Here is a 20,752-nt window from a genome sequence, read left to right on the forward strand (position 1 = left end):
TCCTCGGCCCCCGACGCAATTCCGCGTAGACCCCCAATTCTGTGCCTACGCGCCACGACGCTGAGTGTCCACGGACACTCTTAGGTGAAATGCGTGTCCCGCAGGAGTCGTCTTGAGGTCTGACCTGCGCTCCATCCAGCCCGGCTACCACGATCTGCATCGCCGCGATCGACGAATGGCTGTGAACCCCACTTCTGCAGCACGTTCTAAGCGAGTCCCAACACGGCCGCGTACTGCAAGCCCCGATTCACCGTCCTGCTGGTGGGCTCAGCCTGCGGGAAGTGGTTGGTGACGTTCACCGTCACCTGGCCGCCCGTCTGGCTGCCGGTCGCCTGATAGCCGGTCGAACGCAGCTCCGGCGCGAACGAACCCGTGAGCTGTCCCGCGATGCCGCGCGCCGACTTCATCACCGCCGCGGCCGAACCCACCATGCCGAGACGCAGTCCCGTCATGGCGTTGGCGCCGATGTCCATGAACACGCGGGACGGCGACTTCTGCTTGAGCTGCTTCTTGATCTGGTTCACCAAGGAGGTGGCGATGTCCTTCATCGCCGCCTCGATCTGCTTCTTTTGGCTGATCAAGCCTGTCAGGAAACCCTTGCCAGCATTTTTGCCTGCGTCAAACATGGCGTCGGCCGCGTTCTTCCCGGCCTGCTTGGCGGCCTTATCGATCGCGCCAGCGGTGCTGTTGATGGACTTGAACGTCGCGGCATCCGCTTCCAGCAGTGCTTGCCCGAGTTCGACGCCGCCATCGGGGCCGGCCTCGATGACCTGCGCCATGATGCTCTTGGACAGGCCACGCTTGGCCAGCTTCTTGATCACCGAGGCGAAGAGGCGGACGCGCGCCAGCTTCGCCTGCAACCCAGCCTGGATGTTCTCGGCCGTGAGCGGCTTCTGCCCGTCGCCCGAGCCGAGGTTGAGGCTGGACAGCGACGCCCAGTCGCGAACCTGATCGGAGACTTGGGTGACGTAGGCCATGGCGTCGGCGAGCGTCTTGCCGATCTGCTCGCGCTGCTTGGCCAGCGCGAACAGCTTGTCGTTATCTGCCTTGACGGCTTCGACCAAGCTGTCCTTGACGCCCTCGCTGATCTTGCCGGATTTGAAGGCGCCCACGACGGCGTCGGTGAGCTTGCTGGCCGTCTCCTTGATCTTGGACTCTTCGCCCATGAGGCAAGACACGGAGCTGATGAAGCCGTTCCAGGCGTTGACGAACCCGTTCTTGATGCCAATGACCAGGTCCTTGCCCAGCTCCCACAGCTTCTTGAAGGCGCCGGTGATCGTCTTTCCGAAGTTGCCGACAGCGTCCTTCATGATTGTCAGGGCGCCCTTGAAGTCGCCCTGGAAGATCTTGACGACGGACACCATGGACGAGCCCATGCGCGTGGCCGCGATCCCGGCGGCGATCATGGCGGCGTGTATGCCGCTGGCCTGGACCTTGATCCCGGCTGCGGCCTTGCCCAGCGGCCCCGTGAGCTGGTTTCGCAGTTCAAGCGTGGCGTACAGCTCGCCGATCTTCAGCGCCACCACCCACACCTCCTTGCAAGCGAAAAAGCTTGCGTTGCCTACGGGCGGCGGTCCCCGTCGGGACTGAGCGCACGGCACAGGCGGGTGTCTGCGGCCAGCAGGCCGAAAATGCGGTTACGCAGCCACCGCCAGGTGCGCGAGGCGAGCAGGCCGGGGGTATCCAGGTCGATGCCGTACTCGCTGTGCAGGTCGGCCTCGATCAGCGCCCACTGGGACAGCAGCGCCGCCCACGTGACGGCCGAGCCGTCCACCGACAGGCCGTCGTCCGGGTCGTAGTACTCCCTCAGCCCCGTCAGTTCGTCGATCGGGCCGCCGCGCGACCCTTCGCCGCTTCCGGGGCCGCCGCTTCCGGGCCTCGCTCCCAGTAGGCCGCGGCGGCATCCGAACTGCCGGCCACCCACATGAACGCGGTCACACCGCAGTGCTTGATCTTCGGCCAGGACACGCCGTCAGCGATCAGCTCGTCATAGACGGGACCGAGGACGCGGCGGTACAGGTCCAGTTCGCGTACGTCGTCCAGTGCCGCTTCGGGGTTGTCCTTGCCGTTCGCGGCGTCCATCCCGGATTCGGCGAGCGTCTGGCAGTACAGGCCCACCTCAGCGCTCGGGGCGGGGATCCGGTACAGCTTGCCGCCCACGGGGAGCGACAAGCCGTCGTCGAAGAAGGAGTCGAGGTCTGCGAAGTTCGCCATCGGCTACGCCACCGGGTTGGTGATCGCGAGCGGCTTGCCCTGGCCGGTCAGTTCACACTCGAAAGGTTCGAGGTCGGTGACCTCTCCGCCCGCGCCCTTGTACTGGACGGCCGCCACACCCTCGAACGCGTCCGGGCTGCCATCCTTGCGATACCAGCGCAGATGCGCGTTCGCCGTGATCCCGACGACGAGGCCGGCGGCGCGAAGGAATTCCTGTCCGGCGTCCGGCACGAACGTGGCCGAAGCGGTGTCACGCTTACGACGACCCTCGATCTCCAGCTTCCAACTGCGCTGGGTGACGACTTCGCTCGCCCAGCCGTCGCTGTCAAAGTCGCTGTCGTCCTCGGTTTCGCTGTCGAGGCTGAATTCGAGCTTCGTGAGTCCCCGGACGGTAGTCCAGGCCGGAGTGGTCGTGCTGGAGGTATCGACTTCCAGCGTCCAATCCTTGGCGAGCAGAGAACGCAGCGCCATGATGCCTCCTTGCGGCATGCGAAAACCGCAAGCGAAACCGCTTGCGGCAGAGGAATGAGAAGGTCAGGGCCGGTGCGGGCTCGGCCGGTACACCATCAGTTCGTAGGAGTCAGCCCGTCCCCAGCGTCCCGAGGAGTCCCGGTCGAGCGGCGCGACGATGCGCCGCTGCGCCAGCAGCAGCCACACGCCGGTCGAAAGCTGCACGTTGGCCAGGCCGTGGAGTTCGTCGAACAGGTCGTCGGCCAGGTCGTCGGTGACGCGCGGATCATCGCTGCCCCGGATGCGGGCCTGCATCTGCACGTTGCTGTCCGGCTCGGTGACGTCGTCACCGCCCCGCCCAGCGCCGTACACGGCAAGCGAGATCGCTTTGTCGGGTGACGACGGCAGGCCGCCGATGGTCAGCGCCGTCTGCGCGGGGGTGTAGAGGCCATCCGGGTTCCAGTCGGCGACGCCCGCCGCGGCGAGCAGTTCGGCGACGCCGGTCAGCAGGTCACGGGTGAAGCTCACCGCTCACCCCCGCTCGCGTCATCACCGGAACGCCCGTCGCAGTTCCGCCGCGATGATGCCGCGCATCAGCTCGGCTTCCTCGTGCAGCGGGTTCTCCAGGTACTTCCAGGTGCGGCCCGGGTCGTGCTCCAGCTCCTCAACCTCGTGCTGGTACACGCTGTACGGGCTCGAATAGGACACGACGCCCTGAAGCGAGGATTCGTCCACGCCGGCCCACGCGGTGTCGTACAGGTCGTAGTTGTCCACCGGGACGCGGGACTGCGACACCGTCTTCAGATGCTGGACCGCCTTGTTCAGGCCTTGTGCGGCAGCCCGCTTCCCTTTCAGTTCCAGCGCTTCGGGCGACATGTTCGCGTTGAACTCTGCTCGGCTCACTGGCACACCACCTCCACATGATCGGGAGTTGGCAAGCCGCCGCCGTCGCGCATGTACGAGCCGATCACCGTGGTTGTGCGGCCGTTCCGCTTTGCACGCGACCCGGCCGGGATGACAGCCCCGGGCAAAAGGGTCAAGGTCAGTTCCGAGACGACCTCGTTCCCTTCTGCGTCGCGCACCATCCGGCGTTCGTCGTCCGCGAGACACGGATACGTGACCGGCGGCCCGTAGACCGGGCCGTACGCGCCGTCCCCGAGATAGGGCTCGATCACCACTTGGTGGCGCAGCAGCCAGGCTGGAAGTGTCGTCATCGACGTCACCCCCAGGTCAGTGCCACGCGGATATGTCGATGACGTAACCCGGCAGCAGGCCCGTCGTTCGCAGGATCGACAAGGCGTCCTGCGCGTACCGGGGCGGCCCAGACTCGCCCGCGCCGCCCGCCCGGTCGAGCTTGACCGAGCCGATCGAGACCGACTTGAACGCAGAGGCGACGCCGTACGGATCGCCCACGGCGATCGTCCACGCCGCCTGCGCGCACGTCGCCCGCCGGATCGCTTCCCGGGTGTCGGCGTCGGCCGGCATCTCCGTCTCGTCGGTCTGGTAGACGGCGCCCATCAGGAGTTCGTCGATCCGTTCCGACGCTCGCGCGAGTACTTGGTCGATGCCGTCCGGCGCGGCCTGCCCGGTGTAGGTGGCGTAGTCGGCGGCCGTGGCGTACACGAGCGCCGCCATGTCAGGCCGCCGGGAGGTCGACGAGCTTCACCGACACGCCGGTCACGGCGCTGTAGTCGATGTTGACCTTGCCGTTGGGCTGGCGGTAGACCGGCTTGAACGGGCCGATCAGGAAGAACCCGGTGATCGCCGGGATGGTCACCTGCTTGTCCGGCACCGCCTGGCCCTCGATGAGGACGGGGATGTCGAACAGGAGCTGCTTGGCGGTGCCGTCCGTGTTCTTCGCGAACAGCACCATCCGGCCGTGGTCGGCGAACATGTGGCCGTCCACGTTCGCGGCCGTGAACCCCGTGGTGAGATCCACGCCCGACATCGACGACATCACCGAAGTGAGGTCAGTCCTCGCCATCGTCGTCCCCCTCTCCGCCGAACTCCTCGATCAACGCCGCCTTGGAAAGCACCGCGGCGTCCTTACGCGGCATGCCGCGCCTCATGGCGTAGGCGATCCACGCGGACTTGGGGGACGACGGGGACGGCCGGGGCATCGTGACCAGCCCCGCTCCGGCGTCTGGGTCGGGCTCGACGCCCGACTCGTCGGCCTCCACCGGCTCAGTGGACCCGGCTGGGGAGGCAATCAGTAGCCACACGGGCAGGTGGTCGAGCCGCACTGAACGCTCGGTGTACTCGACCACGTGACCGGTGCGCGTGTTCTTGTAGACCCACACGTCGGCGGACATCAGTAGGCCGCGTCCTTGCGGATGTCGATCTGCACGATGATGTCGGTCGGCGTGCCACCGAGCGCGCCGACGACGGCCGCGAGCGTGTCGCCCTCGGCCAGCCGCACCGAAGCCGGCGCGGCCAGGGTGCCGGACGCCCAGGTGGAAGCGGCCGGGGTGGTGCCGTTCGCGGTGAGCATGTTGACGCCGTTCTTCGTCGCGTTGAACGGCGTGTCGGTGCCGCCGACGCGGTAGGCGCGCACCGCGACCACCCGGCACGGCACGGTCGCGCGCCACAGCACGTAGCTGCCCGCGGCGACCGTCGCGCCCTTGAGCGTCAGCGTCTTCTCGGTGATTCTCGGCTTGTAGGCCATGGATCAGTCCCCTTCGTGGAGGCGTGGGAAGAGCCGCGAGCGCGGCTCGCGGGTTCGCAAGCGGAATTGCTTACGGGACGTCGGGGCCCTTGACCAGCACGGCACGGTCCGGGTCCAGGGTCTTGGTGCCGTACAGGCAGTCGATCGAGATGATGTCCTGCTTGAGGTCGATGTCGTAATCCATGACCACGCGCAACGAGAAGCCCTTGTAGTTCGCGACCGTGGCGCGGGCCGCGCCTTGCGGCAGCACCAGGGGCCTCATCACCAACGCCAGCGCCGTCCGGTGGAACGCGAGGCCGACCTCGGTAGTGCTGGCGCCGGTGACCGGCGTGGGCACCTTGATGTTCTGCGTGCCATAGCTGTCGAACCCGAAGATCCGCTTGCCCAGCGACGCCTCGCGCAGGCCGTCCGTGGTGCCGGAGGTGTCGGTCTGGTGGAACAGCGGGTCGGACAGCCAGTGAGCCTTCGTCTGCGGGCCGATCACCAGCGACCGCTGCGACGGCGGCACGTTCCGCTCGTTGAGGACGCGGTCGGCGTCGATCGCGACCTGCGGGAACTGGTACTGGTGGATGTTCGTGGGGCCGGGGACGCCGACCTCCTGGAGGATATCGTCCCGAAGCGCCAGCAGGTCGTTGTCGATCTTCTGGCTGATCGCTTCCATTGCGGGCGTCAGGAACTGGACGCCGAAGTCCTCGACCTCCAAGGTCATCTCTTCCGAGGTCACGCAAAACGAGACGTCGGCCAGGTGGTTGAGCGTCACGGGGATGGCGCCCTCGACGGCGTTCTGAATGTTGATGCCGTTCTGCCTGTTGTACTCGTCGGCAGTGAAAACCGCAGGCTTCCTCACCGTCACGGTGTCGCCCTGCTTGCCGGCGAATTCGGTGTCCAGGTCCCTGTGGACCAGCATCGCCATCACACACGTCTCGTACAGCGTGGCGAGCGCCTGCTTGGCGATCAGGTCCGGGGTGAGCAGCGTGTTGTTGCCCAAAGGCATAGCTTTACCTCTTAGGTCTCATCCGACTTCTTGCGCCTACGGGCGCGGAAGTCATCGACGGTCAGTGATTCCTCGGGGCGTGCGCCGGTCCCGCCGGCGAAATCCCCTCCCGACTTCGCGGGCGGGCCTGCCGTCTGCGATGCCTTGAACTTCGGGTTGTCCTCCACCGCGCGCTTGATCACGTCGTCGATGGCTGCGGCGTCGTCCGGGTCGAGCTCCCGCACATTGCGCAAGAACGAACGGCTGTCGAGCAGGGCGTCGGGGTCCGCGCCGAACTTCGTCGAGGACCGGTGGATCGCCAGCTCAACCCGCACCCTGCGGTGCAAATCCCGCTCCGCGTCGCGCTCCTGCTCGGTGGTGGACTTCTCCGTGGTGAGCCGGTCGATCACGGTCTGCGGGTCGGGCGGCGTCTCTTCTGCCTCGACCAGGCCGAGCGCGCGAGCGATCTGCTGCGCCACCTCCTGCTGCGCCGTCTTGACCAGGTCCTCAGCGGACGGCCCGGTCGGCACGGCGTCGGCCTGCTTCTTCAGGTCCCCGAGCTGCGTCCGGAAGTCGGCCGCCTCGGCTCTCGTGTCCTTGATGAGCTTCTGCGCCCAGTTCGGCAGCTCATCGACGCGCTTGGCGTCCGGATTCACCGGCTGCGGCTCGGCAGGCACCTCGGGAGCTTCCGGCTCCTGCGGGGGCTGCTCGGGCATGGTCTCGGAGCCGCCCGCGACCACACGGATCGCCCGGCCGTCCCTGCGGTAGCCGATCACCGCGCCTGGCGTGGTCGGCAGAGATTCGTGCATCACGACAAGGCCCTCCTGGAGCCGGACATGAAAAGAGCCCGCGCCTGGCGGGCTCCAACGAGGTTTGCCTATACGAGAAAGGCCCGCACCTGGCGGGCCTTTGAAAGATCAGCTATGGGGCGTTGTACTGGCCGGTCAGTAGACGGTGCCGGGTGGCGCGTCCGGATCGGGCTCCGGCATCGGCACTCGTGGCGGATCGCCCGACACCTCGGCCGCGGCGATCACGCCCACGGCTCGCAGGTAGACGGCCACCTCGTCGTCGGGGCCGGTCGGCGTGTAGTACGGGCCGGTCGGCGTCAACGGCTGCGGCTGGTCGAGCCTCACCACCATGTCCGCCCACGTGTCCGGGTCGGACGTCCAGTCCGACCCGTCGTAGGCGACCCACCGGCCCGCCATGGTCCGCGAATCCACACGCCACGCCATCAGAGCACCCCCAGCAGGCCGAGCACGAACCGCTGCAACTCAATGCCGCCGAACCGCTCGCTGCTCCGAGCGAAAACATCCTGCAACCCCACCTGGAACACCTCGCTCGACACGCCCGCTGGATCATCCGGCTTTGCCGACTCGTAGGTCTTGCCAGCGTAGGCGTCCGCCCACTCGTCGCGATAGGTGACCTCGTCGCTGGCATAGGAGCTGTACGCGTGGAGCTTCTTCAGCTGTTCCCGCTTCTCCAGCGTGCCGTTGCTGGTTGCGCGGCGGCGTACGAAGGTGTACTCCAACTCACGCAGGCCCGGCACGTAATCCTCCATCCGGTGGCCCAGCTCGTGCAGGAACACCTCAGCGTCCTCGGAACTGAACGCACCGTCGTTATCGCCCGCATTTGACGGAAGCGCGATCAGGTCGTCCACCGCCCGCTGGAATGCCCGCCCAGTACGAGAGTTGCCCAGCCACAGTGGCCGGCCGACTGTGCGGCGGATCCAGTCGGAGGGCAAGTTCGGCAGCGCTTCAGCCAGCAGACTCGTCCAGTCGTCCCGCACCTTGCTCACCCGCGCCGACAGGAGTCCACTTCCCGACAACGGCTTGGCTTCCATCCGGCCGCCCATACCACGCACCCGCGCAAGCAGGTCACGCACCAGCTCGGCCTCGCGCCGCCGCAGCTCGCGCAGCGCGTCATGGTGATCCGCAAGCGCGGCATCGCGCTCCCGCATGAGCCGTTCACGCTGGCCATACAGCTCATCCAGGCGCTTATCGCGTTCGTGGACGCCCGGCTCGCTGCGGGGCACCGCCTCCACCCGCTTTACCTCGCCCCTCGCCCGGTTGAGCTCGTCGTCAAGCTCGTACTGCCGCGTTCGCGCTCGGATCTGCCGCGCCCTCAGTTCGTCACGGCGCTGATCGCGGGTGAAGGCGTCCATCAGGTCGTCATGCAGCGCCTCGCCCGCCTCCATCACCCGGTCGAGGAACGTCTCATACGACTCGGGCGGCAGAAGGGCGCCGTTGGCGTCCTTCCGATACTGGAGGGTCCGGTACGGCCCGACGTCCTGAAGGTTCCGCTCGTCGCCCGGGAGGATCTGACCGGCCGCGAACCTCGCCGCCGCACTCTGTCTAGCCTTCAACGCGTCCTGCCACACCGCGATGTCGCTCTTGACCTTCTTCGTCTGACGCTTGGCTCGCAGCTCGACCAGCTTCTTTTCAGCGTCAGCGATGAGGTGGTCGATGCGCCGCCGCTTCGTCTCATCGGCACTGCTTCGAGCGTCCAGCCACGCGTCCCGCTCCACCGGCAGCTCGCGCCGCGCCCTGTTGATCCGGTCAGCGGCATCCTGCGACAGCATGCCGCCCGCGTGAACAGCAGCACGGCCCGCTCCGGGCTGCGGCTTCGCCGCCGCAGGAGTTGGCTCGTCTCCACGCGGCGGCTGGCCGCCCGTAGGTGGGGCCGGCGTCGGATCGGGCTTCGGTTCCGGCGCGGTGAACGGCTCGCGCGGCGGCTCGCCGCGCCGGACCTGCTCGCGGTCCTTCTTCCGCCGCAGACCCTTCTCGGCCAGATGCTGTTGAAGCTTCTCCTGCGCGGCCTTGGACTTCTCCTCAGCGAACCGGCGCGAACGGGCGTCGGTCGCGACCGCACGCTTGCGCTTCCAGCCGCGGATTTCCCGTTCCAGGCGGCGCTGCGTCTGCGTGTCCCGATAGGTGGCAGTCACGTCCGGCTTCGGCGCCGGCCTGGTCACGCCCGGCAGGTAGGCGCCGAACCCGTGATGGCAGCCGGGATGGTTCAGACCGGCGGCACGGGCCTGCGGCACCGTCGCCCGGACGTTGACCTCAACCATCTCGCCGTCGTTGATCGTGTGCTCCAGCCGGTGAACGCCCGGCTGGCCCTGCTGGGCCAGGACCTCGCCCTCCCACGGCAGACAGATCGGGCACGAGTAGAGCGCGTTCGACACCATTACCAGGTCAAGTCCCGCATCGCGCAGCGTCGCCAGGTGTCCGTCGCGGGCGGCTCGCGCCGTGGCGGTGCGGATCGCCATCTCGGCGTACTCCCGCATCCCCCACGAACGGTTGGCGCTGTCCGTGAAGCCCTTCACACCCTTGCCGGCGAACCGGTCCAGCGCCCGCGCCACCACCTGGCGGAACGTCAGCGCCCCCGTCAGTTCCGACCCGGACGCGAACGCCACGACCTGCCGGTAAACGTCGTCGACGCCGCGCAACGCGCCCACCTGAACGTCATCCAGCATGGTCGCCATCTGCCGGGCCAGCTCGTTCACCCCGCTGCCGGGGTTGACCTGGTCTTTCGCGCCGAGCTTGCGGGCGTCCGCGAGGACCTTCTCCAGCCGCTTGCGCGCCTTGCTGTCGGCGAGCTGCGCGGCGGCTTCGGCTTCGGCGGCGTCCATCCCGTCGCGGTAGGCGTCCTGCACGGCCTGCGTCGCGGCCTTCTTCGCCGCCTCCATGCGGCGGAGGATCGCGGCGGCCTGCTTGCGGAGCTGCTGGATTTCGCCCAGCCGCTTGGTCGCCCACGTCTCGGTGTCCTCGACGTCGACACCGCGCGCCACTTGGCGGGCGATCGCCTCCAGCAGGTCGAGCTCCGCCTGTTCGTACATGTCGGCCACCAGACGGGCCTGCTCGATCGCCCGCTCGACAGCCTCAACGCCCGAGTCCGCCACCGCTCCCCCTTCGGGTCACGTTGGCAATACGGCATGTGTCAGGCTGCGTCGTCCAACTCGTCAGGCACGTACGTCTCCGACAACTCCGTGGGGTCGGCCACGGTGATGGCCATCTCGTCCTTCAGCTTCTGCACTTCGGCCCGCACCTGCGGGTCCTCCCACTCGGGATGCAGCATCCGCACGCGAGTCTCGACGCTGGCCGCCTGGGCCCGGTTCAACATGTCGAGCGTTCGACTGATCGCTTCGGGGTCGGGCATGACGCCGTCCGGCCACTCGACGGTGGCGCGTTCGCTCACCACCTTGGTTCCGTAGATCGCGTGATCGACGGCCAGCAGGCATTCGGTCAGCCACGCCAGGCACGGCGTCCAATACCCGATCTTGCGACCGCGCGTGGTGTACGACTTGTGCCGCCGCATGTGGATTTCGGTCGCCGTCGCCGCCTGGCCGCTGCCGTCGTCCTCGCCGAAGCTTTGGACGCTGTATCCGGCGCCCCTCAAGATCTGCGCGGTGAGGCTTTTCGCCGTTTCCCTATGCTCTTGGACGCGGATCTCGAACTGGGAAATGGTCAGCTCAGCCGCCCCGGAACCGCCCGGAGGCGGCAGCATCGCGAGCCCCGAGTAGATTTCGCGGTCGGGGTCGAATGCCGCGCCCCGGCCGCGGCCAGTGTTCTGCAAGTAGACCTCGGGGACCACGATCCTGCCCTTGCCCAAGCGAAGATCGCGCATCCAGGACGTCATGGTCTCGTCGAGCGCATCCATGATCGGCTCAACGCCAGCGTAATCACTGCGGCCCAGACTCGTGCCGCGCAAGGTCCGGTGAGGCCTCATGTTGGGCACGTAGCCGACCAGCAGCCCCTTGTCGTAGCCCGAGTCGAAGCCGCCCGCCTCGTCCACGATCGCGGCGAACCCCTCGGTCGCCGGATGGTCCGTCAGCGGAACCTGCCGCCCCAGATGGTCGTGATCACCCCGATAGAGGCCGTGATAGACCCTGCCCACCTCATGCTTTTCGAGGTGCCGCCACACTTCCTTGCCGTCCTCGTGGACGATCCGCCAGAACGTGACCGCCTTCAACCGTCCCGAGCTGAACTCGGGCACCCCGGCGTCGGCGGGAAGCACGTCCACGATCGGGAAGTCGTGCATCTCCGTGTCCCAGCCGACCCTGAGGAAGACTCCGCCGTACGCGGCGGCCAGCTCGGCGGCCTCCAGCCAGATGCCGTACACGCCTGCTTCGGCGAGGATCTTCTCCAGCCGTGCCTGGCCCTTTTTGCCGTTGACGCGGAGAGTGGGTGGCTCGCTGAACAACAAGTCGGCGGACGTCGCCGCGATGTCGGACGCGATCGGAACGTGGATCTTCGTCGAGCGGTTCTGCGTGGCCGGCGTCTTCGTCCCCCAAAACCAGCGGGTCGCCCGCTGCCACCAGCCGCCGCCCAAAATGGGGCGGTCCCAGCCCTTCGGGTCCAGGCCGATACCCGGCACGTTCCCGCCGCCGTACACCTCGGTCAGCCGATCCGGGTCGCCCGCATACCAGGCGCCATGAACCCCGTAGAGCTTCATCTCAGCCTTGGTGTGCGGCGGCGGCCACTCCTGATCAGACGTAGGGAGCGGCATGGTCACACCTCACGAATCATCTCGTCCGGCCAACACCACGGCGATCCCGATCCACGAGTCGGCCAGCGACTCCACGCGTTCCATCCGTGCCAGATCCGGCTCCAGCTCGGCATTCATCAGCAGTCGGGCCGCGTTGATCACGGCCTCGTTGAACGTCACATTCACGCGCTCTCCCGGACCGGTCATGTGATCGGCACCAGCCCAGACGGCAGAACCGGCCGCTCGACCGCGCCCGTGATCCGCACCCACGCCATGTAGGTGCCGTCCGTCAACGTCACCGTCCCGCCCGGCCCGATGAGGATGCGGGCAGTCGCTCCCTTGCCGGTGGCGTTGATCCACTCCGCCAGGTGCCAGTTGGGCTCGGCGGGTTCGGCACCGGGAACGGTGAAAGCGATCTCCACCGTCTCCGTGCCCGCTGGCCCTTCAACGGGGATGTAGAGGTAAGGGCGGCTGAGAGACGAGATTGGTTCCACGATGCTCCTCTCTCATGGCTGGGTGGTGGGACGGGCCGCCGACCATCGCGTGTGCGGCGATGACCTGGCCCAGGTCGTGTAGGGCGGCGAAGTCGTCCAGGCGACGAATGGTTTACCGGCGCGCAGGGGCGGCGTCCGCCGCAGCACCACCCGGGCGGTGCCCGTTTCGACGGCACGGCCGAGCACCCGGCGCTTCGTCGCCGACACCGCAAGTGCGACGTCGGCAGCGTTCGCGCGGGACAGCTGCACGGCCCGCGCGAAGGTGACCAGCCGGGACTGGCCGCTGTCCTGCGCGCGTGCCAGCGAGCGGATCTTGACGGCGCGGAACGGCCGCGCGTGGTCGAGTTCGGCGACACGCGACACCTGCGCCTTGCTGCGCATCACTGCCGCGGTATCGACCTCGGCGGCCAGGCCGGCCAACCGGGTCTTGCGCCTGCCGAGTTGCAGCGCCGCGTCCGAGGCGACGACGCGCAGCAGAACGCCAACCTTGGCGGGCTGCAGCGGCGGCACCTGCTCGATGTCGACGACCTGCGCAATCGTCTGGATCTTGACCGCCGTCAGCGGCCGGGCCGCGCCGCTCTCACCCGCCCGGACAGCGGTCCGGGCGCGCGCTATGCCGAAGGGTAGCGCCTGGTCCGTCTCGAAGAGGATGGGCAGGCTCTCGCCGCGGCGGGTGCGGACCTGGACGGCCCGGTTCGGATAGCCGCGCCCTGCTCTGGCCATGGGCGTCCTACCGGGTCGCGGCTCGGTGCCGCGCCCCTGCCGGGATGGAGGTTCGAGACCGGACGGCGGCGCCGAAAGCGACGGGGCCGAGCTTGGTGGGGCCGACCGCCACGCCGTCCATATGCCAGTGGTCACCGCCTGTGCCGTGGAACAGGTGGAACTCCGCATCAGCGGGCTTGCCACCAGGCCAGGCGACCGTGGAGGAGATCGCGGTGGCGGTGTGCGTCGCCGAATCCGGCGTGTGATACGTCCACACCTCGACGGTGCCGTTGCCTGCGCTGTTGATCGTGTAGCGGAGCTCGATCCGCACCCACTGGTTGATCGGCAGAGCCGTCCCGACTGTGGCCACCTCCACGTCGCCGTGCCCGGAGTACACCCTGACCAGCCCATCGCTGAAGAGCCACGCCTTGGACACCACGACGCCGGCCGGGCCGAGCAGCGCGAACACGCCCGCGGTCGAGGTCCACGGGCCGACCTGCCGCAGGTACAGGCGGGCGCAGACAACGTCCCCCGGCTGGGTGACCGAGCGCCAATCGACGTGCGTGTCGGCCCCAGGATTGGGGTTTCGGGCAGATACGCCGCTGGTGGCGAAGAAGTGCGCGCTGCTGTACTCGGCCACCCCAACCACGTTGTTGAACGGATCGCCGCCTGCAGCCGAGTTCTCCGGCGTGATCAACGCCCCGGGGGAACCACCGTCGAAACTGTTCGACCACACCGCAGGGGCGTCGTTGAAGATCAGCTGATCGATGAAGGCCGCATCCTCGCCGGCGAACTGCGAGCCGTCCTTGCTGTAGAGGAAGGTCACATGGCTTACGCCGACCACCGACAGGCGGCCGGAATACGTCCACTCCACATCGCCCGACAGCTGAAGTGCCGTGCGCATGTCAAGGAAGACGTCGAAGATGTCGTACGTGGCTTCGCTGGATACGCGATACCAGAACTCGACCGTCGTCGCCCCGGGCGGTACCGCCACCACGACGTCGGACGTTTGGTCGTCTTCGATGACCGCGCTGCGGTAGCAGAAGCCGCCCTGCAGCGGCTGCACGTCCGTGCGCGTCCAGTCGCCCGTGACGGACACGGCCAAGGTGTCGTCCTCGAAGTCCTCGACGATGACGGCCACGCCTGTCCTCCGATCTGGCTCAGGCCCGTTCGACCCAGAAGGTCGCCGAGATGCTGATCCCCGCCGGATACCTGGCGCGCAGCACAAACCCCGTGCCTGGCCCGCAGTCCGGGCTGTCACCCAGCGGCAGGTCGTAGATGACCAGACCGCCATTCGGGGTCAGCGGGTAGGAGTCGATGGGGGCCAGGACGGTGGGCTCATTTCCAGCCGTCCACGCCGAACCGGCGAGGAAGCCTGGCGCGATCACCCGCCCGTACAACTGCTGTGGCGTCACCGCGGTGGAGGTGACTCCGCCGGGAGCGTTGCTGGCGAACGTGGCGTTGCACAGCTCGACATCGCCGGGCACGCCGGACGCGTTCACGCCGTACAGGCCGACGCGCACCTTCTTCAACTCCAGGCCGCATGCGGCCGGAGCCAGAACACCCAGGACGCTGCGGGCCGTATTCGCCGTCAGCAACACCGCCGCTGGCGTGATCGCAGAGTAGCCGCACTTTGCCACGTCACACCGCCTGGTAGAAGCCGACAGAGTCGATCTGCACGACGACGTTGGAGCCGTCCGGATTCAGCGAGAAATCGTGCGACGTCATCGGGACGACGGCGCTGTCCGGCGAACCAGTCGCCGGCCGATAGCAGATGAGGACCTTCACCCAGGAGCCGCCCGCCGCTTGCACGGACTCGAACATCGCGTCCGGGATGTCCAGCGGCATGGCGTCGCTGCCGAGATCGGGGAGCACGTCGTTCAGGTCGACGGCGGCCAGCACCTTACGGGCATAGCCCGCGTTAGTCGCCTCATCGGTGGTCCCGGACAGGACGGCGTCCAGAGTGGTCTTGTCACGCAGGACGGCATCCGACTCGACGCCTGAGGCGGCCAGCACGACCATGAGCAGGCTGCTGGTGGCGGGGTCGCCGACTCGGACGCGGTGATACAGCTCGGCCACGCGGCCCTTCGCCACGTTGAACACGAAATCGGCCACGGGCCTCTCCTCGGGAGTTGTTGGTGCTGGTCGCGCATGACCAGGGGTGCGGTCCCGGCCGCGGGCTGCCCCTCAACAACCGGGGCCGGGACCGCACCGCGCGGCTCAACGCGGGCGAGCGGAAGGTCTCGCGGCGGAGCCACCCGCCCGCGAAGCGGGCGGGAGTTGATGAATGCGAAAAAGCTTGCGTCAATTGGAGAGTTCGATCAGCGGCTGCCACGCCGCTTCCGTCGTCCTCAGCAGGTAGCGGCCGGCGTCGAGCGCATGGTCATCGAGCTTGACCGGGGCGTCCTCGCCGCGCTCGGCCCGCTTGTCGTCCCACGCGTAGGAGCCGATCTCCGTCAACCAGCCCTCACAGGAGCGGTGCACCCGGAGCCGGTCGGCACCGACCAGGTTGCTGACCGTGCGGATGCCGTCGAGCACCTTGTTGTCCGCCATGACGGGCGCGAACCCATCCCGGTGCAACTGGGCGATGAAGCTCGCCGCGGACGGGTCCACCACGACCCAGTCAGGCTGGACGCCGTACGTACCAGGGCCGTAGGTGCCGGGAAGGGTGCGCAGCCAGTCGCGAAGCTTCTTCGAGTACTCGGCGTCCGTGAGTTGGCGGCGCTGGACTTTGCTGTCCCACCGCCACTCGTGCGTGAAGTAGATCCGCCGTAGACCGTGCCGGTCCGGCACGCTCACCCCGGCCAAGATCGCGTTGAACGGGTTCGTCGTCCCGTAGTCCACGCCGAGCCCGAGCCAGCGTTCCATCGGCGGCAGCGCGTCCACGATGTGCCGGTCAGGGTCCCACATGTCGTACACGGCGCCCTCGGCCATCACCCACAAGCCCTCGATGAAGCGCTTGTACCAGAGGCCGGTGTACTCCCGTTTCAGGTTGGCGACGTAGGTCGCGTCCAGCGCGGGGTTGTCGTCCAGAACGAAGTGGAAATACTTCAGGTCCAGCTCGTGAGCCCGCAGAATGAACCTCTGGCGGAGCCAATGGTTAGGGGCGTCGGGATTGCACGTCGCGAAGATCTGCGCGCCCGCCACACTGCACCTCGCGAGCAACTGGTCCCAGAAGTTCTCCGGCAGCAAGGTCGCCTCATCGACATACGCCCCGCCACACGTCATTCCTCTCAACCTCGACTCCGACCGCATGTCGTTCGCGCTGATGATCTCGACGCGGCGGCCGAGAATATTGCAGGTCGCGGCACCTCTCGTATAGAAAATCCGCTTCGCCACGGGACCCGTCAGGCTCGGATCCATGAGGGGCTCCATGACGTTGCGCGCGACGGTCTCGCCCGTCTTGCCGACGATCACGAGATGGCCGCCCCGGCGCGGGGCCTGCGCGATGTACATCAACCACCGCAGCAGGCTGGCGATGGTTTTGCCGCTGCGGACCGCGCCCGAAGCGATGTTCAGCCGCGCCGTGGACAGGGCGATGAACTGCTCTTGCTTGGGCGACAGCGAGATCGCCGGCATCAGGCCGCCTCGGCGTCCGGCGGCTCGATTTCCCGCACCACCTCGGCGTCGACCGACTCGATCGCCGGAGCGTGCCGGGCCTGCAACTGGAAGAGCATCGTGCCCAGCAGGCTCGCGATGTCGCCGTCGCCTACGCTGTTGCGGTTCAGCTGGTCCAGGCCCATCAGGTGGCTGACTCGCAGCACCAAGGATTCGGCCTGGGCGACCGCCTTTATGTCGCCGGCGAGCGCCTTCGGCCACACCGCCGCGAGCAGCCTGTCCAACCGGTCGAGATTGAGCCGAAGGTGTTCCTCGGCCGCCATCTTCTCGTCCAGCGCCGCCTGGCGCAGCGCGCGAGTGACGTCCGTGCAGGCGGCCCCGGCTGACTTGTAGCCCAGCTCACGGCAGATGACGTCCCATTTCAGGCCAGCGGTACGCATCTGCACTGCCTTGGCTCGCCGCTCGGCCGTCACGACGCTGCGAGCGACCTTTCTGCTGGACACCATGAAGAACCTCCGAGAGGGGGTGAGGGGAAGCGGGAGAAGGACGGGCGCGAACGCCCATGCAGTGGTGAAGGGTTCAGCCCGCGCGGTGAAGGAACTCGCCGCGGTGAGGTTCCGCGTCCAGCGCGCCCACCAGCGAAACCGTCGTCGTCACCGTCTGGTCCTGGTTGACGCCGCGCACCGTCATGCACGAATGCGACGCCCTGATCACGACCCCGGCGCCCAGCGCGGGCAGACCCTCGTGGATCGCGTCGGCGACCTGGCGGCCGAACCGTTCCTGAAGCTGAAGACGGCGGGCGAACACCTCGACCAGGCGCGGCAGCTTCGACAAGCCCAGCAGTCTGCCGTCCTTCGGCAGGTAGCCGACTGTCGCCGTGCCGTGGAACGGCAGCAGGTGGTGCTCGCACAGGCTCGCGAACCGGATGCGCTCGACGACCACCAGGCCGCGCGCCCGCTCGTCAACGAACACACGGTCCAGTTGGACATGCGGGTCCATGGCGTATCCGGCGGTCATCTCCCGCCACGCCCTGACCACCCTGGCGGGCGTGTCCTCGATCACCGGCCGCGTGGGGTCGACTCCCACAAACCTCAGTAGCGTCTCGACGGCTTGGTGCGCGTCGTTCAACGTTGGCGCGTCGGCCACTCAGCGCCCCCGTTCGTCGCCCCAGGCCAGCACATGCAGGCGTGGCGTGATGTTGAAGCCCGCGGCGATGGCGGGATCGGCGATCCGCATCAGGTGGGCCGTCGTCGCGTCGGCGGTGGTGCCCTCCGGCATCACCCACACCGAGTCGGGGTCCAGCTCGAACCGGTCGACCAGCTCGGCGAGCTCCGCGACGTCCGTTTCATCCCGGCACACCGTCTTGAAGCACGCGCCGCCCACATCGGCGAGCTGCCGGAAGCGGGCCAGTGCCGCCGGCGCGACCCGGCGCTCTTCGCTCTCGCCCGAGTTAGCCAGCTTCAACCCCACGTTGAACCGCGACACCCCTCGCTCGGCGGCCTCCGTGGGGGCGCGAGTGCCGTTCGTCTCGATCTCAACCTCGAAGTCCCACAGCAGCCTCAGCAGCTCGCCGAACGCCGGGTAGGTCTGCTGAAGCAGTGGTTCGCCCCCCGTGATGACCACGAGCGGCACGTTCATCGCCTCGACCTGGGCGACAGCGTCGGCGACCGGGACGCGGGACAGCTCCGCCCGCAGGTCGAACCGGGTCGCGTCCCAGGTGTACGGCGTGTCGCACCAGGAGCAGGCTAGCGAGCAGCCGCCGAGCCGTATGAACGCGACGCGGCGCCCGCACGACGGTCCTTCACCGGCCACCGTGGGGCCGAACACTTCGCTGACGACCAGGCCCTCGACGGCGTAGGCCGCTACGCCGCCCACGACGCTCCGTTCGTCGCCGTCTCCGCGAGGTCCACCCGGATCACCCGCGCCCCCTCGGCGTGCGGCACATCGTCCAGCAGGACTTCCGCCACGGCGCTGATCTCTTCGGCGACCCGCTCCACCGTGGGCCAGCCGCCGACGATCGCGTACACCTTGTTGCCGAAATGGGCGAGCGCCGGCCCCAGCGGGTCGGCGTCGCCCAGTATCGAGCCGTGATCGAGCATGTGGTCGAGCCAGGACCTGAGCGCCTTCTTGAAGGCGCCGAACTCCACCACCATCCCCGCGTCGTCCAGCGCGGGCGCGGCCACCGTCACCTCAACGCTCCACGAATGGCCGTGCAGGCTCACGCACTTGCCGGGCAGGTGCGGCAGCCGGTGAGCGGCCTCGAACGTGTGGCGGACCCTGATCTCGTGCGTCACAGACGGTCCTCCTGACGTTCGACGCTGTACCTTGTCCAACCGGCGTCGTGGCCGATGTCGTCGAACACGCCGAGCACGTCCAGGTCGATGCGGCGCAGCTGGTAGTAGCCGCCGTACCGCTCCCACGACTCGTGGCGGAAACCGTCCACATGGGCGAAGATCCGGTCGGCGACGTCCTCGTTCGTGGCGTCCCTGAACGTCTTGCGCGTCAGCTCGTGCAGGTGATCCAGCAAGGCCCGGTTGGTCGTCTCGAACGACGGGTAGCCGTGTGCGCCGAGCGTGTCGAACGTGACCGACACCCGGCCCGTGTGGAAGTGGCCGCGCAGCCCCATCGCGACGTTCACGTTCGAGAAGAAGATCAGGAACGGGCCGACCGTCACGGTACGCACCATCACGCTGCCACCCCCTCCGGTTCCGTATCCGCCTGGGCGGCGGTCAGCAGCGTCCCCACCTGCGTGTCCACCAAATGCAGTCGGGTACCTTCGCCCCGCCGTTCCAGGTGGAGCCCGTACACGGGAGGCGGCACCTGGTGGCGTTTACGCAGCCACGCCGCGTACAACGTCGTCGATCGCGCCGACAGCCGGATCAGCAACGGCCGGTTCGACGCGTCACCCTGCAACACCTGCTCCGGCAGCGCCCCGTAGAAGCGCTCCAGCAGCCTGCGGTGACGCAACGGCGAAGAACCATCCAGCAGGAACGTCACATCCCGCGCCGTACGTGGGTCGAACAGCCGTAACCGCCCGAACCGGTAGCCGACCCCGAGCGTGCCCGATGAGTCCGCAGAGTACAACGGCAGGTTGTCGAGCACCGCCCGGCTCGAAATCCCCCAGCCGTGGAACCGCATCGTCGGCAGGTGGCGGCGAGCGTAGGCGAGGGTCCGGGCGGCCCAGCGGATCCCGGCGGTGTCACCCGTCGTCAGACCGCCGCCCAAGCCGACGAAATCCACGCCCTCGTCGGCGTACACGTGCAGCCACCGCTGCGGCGTGCCCACATGCAAGGTCGGCACCGTCGCGAGACCCTGCGCCCGCAGCGCCCGCCAGTTACGCCACGTCGCGTCCGGATCGCCAAGCACGTCGAGCGCCGCGCACCAGAACAGGTGCGGCTGCCACCGCCGTACCCAACCCGCGTACTCGTCGAGCCCGATCCTCACGCCCTGCGTGTAAGCGGAGTAGGCGCCGGAATCGCCGATCATGTTGAGCCGGCCGCTATCCACCAGCCGCCGCATCTGGTCGTCCGAACGCAGGTAATGGTAGGAGACGAGCGCGTCGATCACGCCGCCTCCTCACCGTCCCACTGCCACTCGACACCCAGCAGCTCCGCCAGCACCTGCGCCGGTTCACGGCCGGACACCGCTTCGCTCCACGCGGCGTTCACCGGGCGGGGCGCACGGAACCTCACCGGCACCCAGCCGTCCTGCCGGGTCGGCTCCCCCAGCATCTCCACCACGTCATCCAGATCAGGCACGACGGCGAGCCGCGTCAGATCAGCGAGATCGTCGTCGCTGTAACCGGTGCCCGCCAGATCGTCGTCGAGACTCGCCAGCAGCGCAGCCAGCGCGTCCGGGTCCTCGTAGCCAAGCGCCGCCGTCCGGTTGTCGGCCAGCAGAATCTTCTTCGCCCGCTCGTCGTCCACGTCGAGCAGCACACACGGCACCTCGGCCAGGCCGCGGGCCTGCGCCCCCTGCCAGCGGTGCTCACCCGCAATAATCCGCATTCGGGAGCGCTGCACCAGGACTGCGCCATAGAAGCCGTTCTCGTCGATGCTGTCGCCGATCACGTCGACGTCGCCGCGGTGCGGGTTCTCCGGGTGCGGTTCGAGGTCGACGACAGGTATCAGGCGGTACTCCTGGGAGGCGAGCTTGGCCATGTACGACCCTCCGATCATGGAAGTAGTCGACATGCGTGAGCTGCGATTATAC

Annotated in this window: 30 protein-coding genes; all 30 read right to left on the bottom strand. The window is 67.9% G+C overall.

Features of this window, described 5'->3' with window-relative positions; all coding sequences use genetic code 11:
• Nucleotides 1-206: 206 nt before the first annotated feature.
• Nucleotides 207-1,526, bottom strand: a complete 1,320-nt coding sequence (locus EJK15_RS17575; RefSeq protein WP_138711517.1) for a hypothetical protein — start codon at nucleotides 1,524-1,526, stop codon at nucleotides 207-209.
• Between the two features lie 35 nt (nucleotides 1,527-1,561).
• Nucleotides 1,562-1,774: a hypothetical protein gene (locus EJK15_RS17580; protein WP_138711518.1), complete on the bottom strand. Its 213-nt coding sequence runs from the start codon at nucleotides 1,772-1,774 to the stop codon at nucleotides 1,562-1,564.
• 41 nt (nucleotides 1,775-1,815) lie between these two features.
• Nucleotides 1,816-2,214: a DUF7426 family protein gene (locus EJK15_RS17585; protein WP_138711519.1), complete on the bottom strand. Its 399-nt coding sequence runs from the start codon at nucleotides 2,212-2,214 to the stop codon at nucleotides 1,816-1,818.
• A 3-nt stretch (nucleotides 2,215-2,217) separates the two neighbouring features.
• Nucleotides 2,218-2,685 carry a phage tail tube protein gene (locus EJK15_RS17590; protein WP_171074366.1) on the bottom strand — a complete coding sequence of 156 codons (468 nt, stop codon included), beginning with the start codon at nucleotides 2,683-2,685 and terminating at the stop codon, nucleotides 2,218-2,220.
• 63 nt (nucleotides 2,686-2,748) lie between these two features.
• Nucleotides 2,749-3,192 carry a minor capsid protein gene (locus tag EJK15_RS17595; RefSeq protein WP_138711521.1) on the bottom strand — a complete coding sequence of 148 codons (444 nt, stop codon included), beginning with the start codon at nucleotides 3,190-3,192 and terminating at the stop codon, nucleotides 2,749-2,751.
• Between the two features lie 21 nt (nucleotides 3,193-3,213).
• Nucleotides 3,214-3,567 carry a hypothetical protein gene (locus EJK15_RS17600; RefSeq protein WP_138711522.1) on the bottom strand — a complete coding sequence of 118 codons (354 nt, stop codon included), beginning with the start codon at nucleotides 3,565-3,567 and terminating at the stop codon, nucleotides 3,214-3,216.
• A complete protein-coding gene (locus EJK15_RS17605; RefSeq protein WP_138711523.1) occupies nucleotides 3,564-3,887 on the bottom strand; it encodes a hypothetical protein in 324 nt (107 codons plus the stop codon). Before EJK15_RS17605 ends, EJK15_RS17600 begins: the two co-directional genes overlap by 4 nt.
• A 7-nt stretch (nucleotides 3,888-3,894) precedes the next feature.
• Complete coding sequence (locus EJK15_RS17610; protein WP_138711524.1) at nucleotides 3,895-4,299, bottom strand: head-tail connector protein; 405 nt, start codon at nucleotides 4,297-4,299, stop codon at nucleotides 3,895-3,897.
• A gap of 1 nt (nucleotide 4,300) precedes the next feature.
• Nucleotides 4,301-4,648, bottom strand: a complete 348-nt coding sequence (locus EJK15_RS17615; protein WP_138711525.1) for a hypothetical protein — start codon at nucleotides 4,646-4,648, stop codon at nucleotides 4,301-4,303.
• The gene (locus tag EJK15_RS17620) at nucleotides 4,635-4,976 is read right to left on the bottom strand and encodes a hypothetical protein (RefSeq protein WP_138711526.1); all 342 of its coding nucleotides are present in this window, start codon (nucleotides 4,974-4,976) and stop codon (nucleotides 4,635-4,637) included. The genes EJK15_RS17615 and EJK15_RS17620 overlap by 14 nt, the downstream gene beginning before the upstream one ends.
• Nucleotides 4,976-5,329, bottom strand: a complete 354-nt coding sequence (locus EJK15_RS17625; protein ID WP_138711527.1) for a hypothetical protein — start codon at nucleotides 5,327-5,329, stop codon at nucleotides 4,976-4,978. Before EJK15_RS17625 ends, EJK15_RS17620 begins: the two co-directional genes overlap by 1 nt.
• A 70-nt stretch (nucleotides 5,330-5,399) precedes the next feature.
• Nucleotides 5,400-6,323 (bottom strand): major capsid protein, encoded by a 924-nt coding sequence (locus EJK15_RS17630; RefSeq protein ID WP_138711528.1) that lies wholly within the window; start codon nucleotides 6,321-6,323, stop codon nucleotides 5,400-5,402.
• Between the two features lie 11 nt (nucleotides 6,324-6,334).
• Nucleotides 6,335-7,114, bottom strand: a complete 780-nt coding sequence (locus tag EJK15_RS17635; protein ID WP_138711529.1) for a hypothetical protein — start codon at nucleotides 7,112-7,114, stop codon at nucleotides 6,335-6,337.
• Between the two features lie 132 nt (nucleotides 7,115-7,246).
• Entirely contained in the window at nucleotides 7,247-7,534 is a 288-nt protein-coding gene (locus tag EJK15_RS17640; protein WP_138711530.1) for a hypothetical protein, read from the bottom strand.
• Entirely contained in the window at nucleotides 7,534-10,200 is a 2,667-nt protein-coding gene (locus EJK15_RS76320) for a phage minor capsid protein (protein WP_138711531.1), read from the bottom strand. Before EJK15_RS76320 ends, EJK15_RS17640 begins: the two co-directional genes overlap by 1 nt.
• A 38-nt stretch (nucleotides 10,201-10,238) precedes the next feature.
• Entirely contained in the window at nucleotides 10,239-11,807 is a 1,569-nt protein-coding gene (locus tag EJK15_RS17650; protein ID WP_138711532.1) for a phage portal protein, read from the bottom strand.
• A gap of 9 nt (nucleotides 11,808-11,816) precedes the next feature.
• Nucleotides 11,817-11,972, bottom strand: coding sequence for a hypothetical protein (locus EJK15_RS70630; protein WP_171074358.1), 156 nt, complete (start codon nucleotides 11,970-11,972; stop codon nucleotides 11,817-11,819).
• A 17-nt stretch (nucleotides 11,973-11,989) separates the two neighbouring features.
• Nucleotides 11,990-12,280, bottom strand: coding sequence for a hypothetical protein (locus EJK15_RS17655; RefSeq protein WP_138711533.1), 291 nt, complete (start codon nucleotides 12,278-12,280; stop codon nucleotides 11,990-11,992).
• A gap of 12 nt (nucleotides 12,281-12,292) precedes the next feature.
• Nucleotides 12,293-13,003 (bottom strand): hypothetical protein, encoded by a 711-nt coding sequence (locus tag EJK15_RS17660; RefSeq protein WP_138711534.1) that lies wholly within the window; start codon nucleotides 13,001-13,003, stop codon nucleotides 12,293-12,295.
• A gap of 7 nt (nucleotides 13,004-13,010) precedes the next feature.
• Nucleotides 13,011-14,123 carry a hypothetical protein gene (locus EJK15_RS17665; protein WP_138711535.1) on the bottom strand — a complete coding sequence of 371 codons (1,113 nt, stop codon included), beginning with the start codon at nucleotides 14,121-14,123 and terminating at the stop codon, nucleotides 13,011-13,013.
• Nucleotides 14,124-14,142: 19 nt separating this feature from the next.
• Nucleotides 14,143-14,583 (bottom strand): hypothetical protein, encoded by a 441-nt coding sequence (locus EJK15_RS17670; RefSeq protein WP_138711536.1) that lies wholly within the window; start codon nucleotides 14,581-14,583, stop codon nucleotides 14,143-14,145.
• Between the two features lie 40 nt (nucleotides 14,584-14,623).
• On the bottom strand, nucleotides 14,624-15,097 hold the full coding sequence (locus EJK15_RS17675) for a hypothetical protein (protein WP_138711537.1): 474 nt from the start codon (nucleotides 15,095-15,097) through the stop codon (nucleotides 14,624-14,626).
• Between the two features lie 189 nt (nucleotides 15,098-15,286).
• Nucleotides 15,287-16,561, bottom strand: a complete 1,275-nt coding sequence (locus EJK15_RS17680) for a PBSX family phage terminase large subunit (protein WP_171074367.1) — start codon at nucleotides 16,559-16,561, stop codon at nucleotides 15,287-15,289.
• Nucleotides 16,561-17,013, bottom strand: coding sequence for a hypothetical protein (locus tag EJK15_RS70635; protein ID WP_171074368.1), 453 nt, complete (start codon nucleotides 17,011-17,013; stop codon nucleotides 16,561-16,563). The genes EJK15_RS17680 and EJK15_RS70635 overlap by 1 nt, the downstream gene beginning before the upstream one ends.
• A 106-nt stretch (nucleotides 17,014-17,119) precedes the next feature.
• The gene (gene folE / locus EJK15_RS17685; RefSeq protein WP_138711538.1) at nucleotides 17,120-17,686 is read right to left on the bottom strand and encodes a GTP cyclohydrolase I; all 567 of its coding nucleotides are present in this window, start codon (nucleotides 17,684-17,686) and stop codon (nucleotides 17,120-17,122) included.
• Nucleotides 17,687-18,415, bottom strand: coding sequence for a 7-carboxy-7-deazaguanine synthase QueE (locus EJK15_RS17690; RefSeq protein WP_171074369.1), 729 nt, complete (start codon nucleotides 18,413-18,415; stop codon nucleotides 17,687-17,689).
• On the bottom strand, nucleotides 18,403-18,834 hold the full coding sequence (locus EJK15_RS17695) for a 6-pyruvoyl trahydropterin synthase family protein (protein ID WP_138711539.1): 432 nt from the start codon (nucleotides 18,832-18,834) through the stop codon (nucleotides 18,403-18,405). Before EJK15_RS17695 ends, EJK15_RS17690 begins: the two co-directional genes overlap by 13 nt.
• Entirely contained in the window at nucleotides 18,831-19,229 is a 399-nt protein-coding gene (locus EJK15_RS17700; RefSeq protein WP_206060921.1) for a hypothetical protein, read from the bottom strand. The genes EJK15_RS17695 and EJK15_RS17700 overlap by 4 nt, the downstream gene beginning before the upstream one ends.
• Nucleotides 19,226-20,107 (bottom strand): hypothetical protein, encoded by an 882-nt coding sequence (locus tag EJK15_RS17705; RefSeq protein ID WP_138711540.1) that lies wholly within the window; start codon nucleotides 20,105-20,107, stop codon nucleotides 19,226-19,228. The genes EJK15_RS17700 and EJK15_RS17705 overlap by 4 nt, the downstream gene beginning before the upstream one ends.
• Complete coding sequence (locus EJK15_RS17710) at nucleotides 20,104-20,718, bottom strand: ParB N-terminal domain-containing protein (RefSeq protein ID WP_171074370.1); 615 nt, start codon at nucleotides 20,716-20,718, stop codon at nucleotides 20,104-20,106. Before EJK15_RS17710 ends, EJK15_RS17705 begins: the two co-directional genes overlap by 4 nt.
• Nucleotides 20,719-20,752: the final 34 nt, after the last annotated feature.

The organism is Nonomuraea basaltis (assembly GCF_005893125.1).
Classification (GTDB): domain Bacteria; phylum Actinomycetota; class Actinomycetes; order Streptosporangiales; family Streptosporangiaceae; genus Nonomuraea; species Nonomuraea basaltis.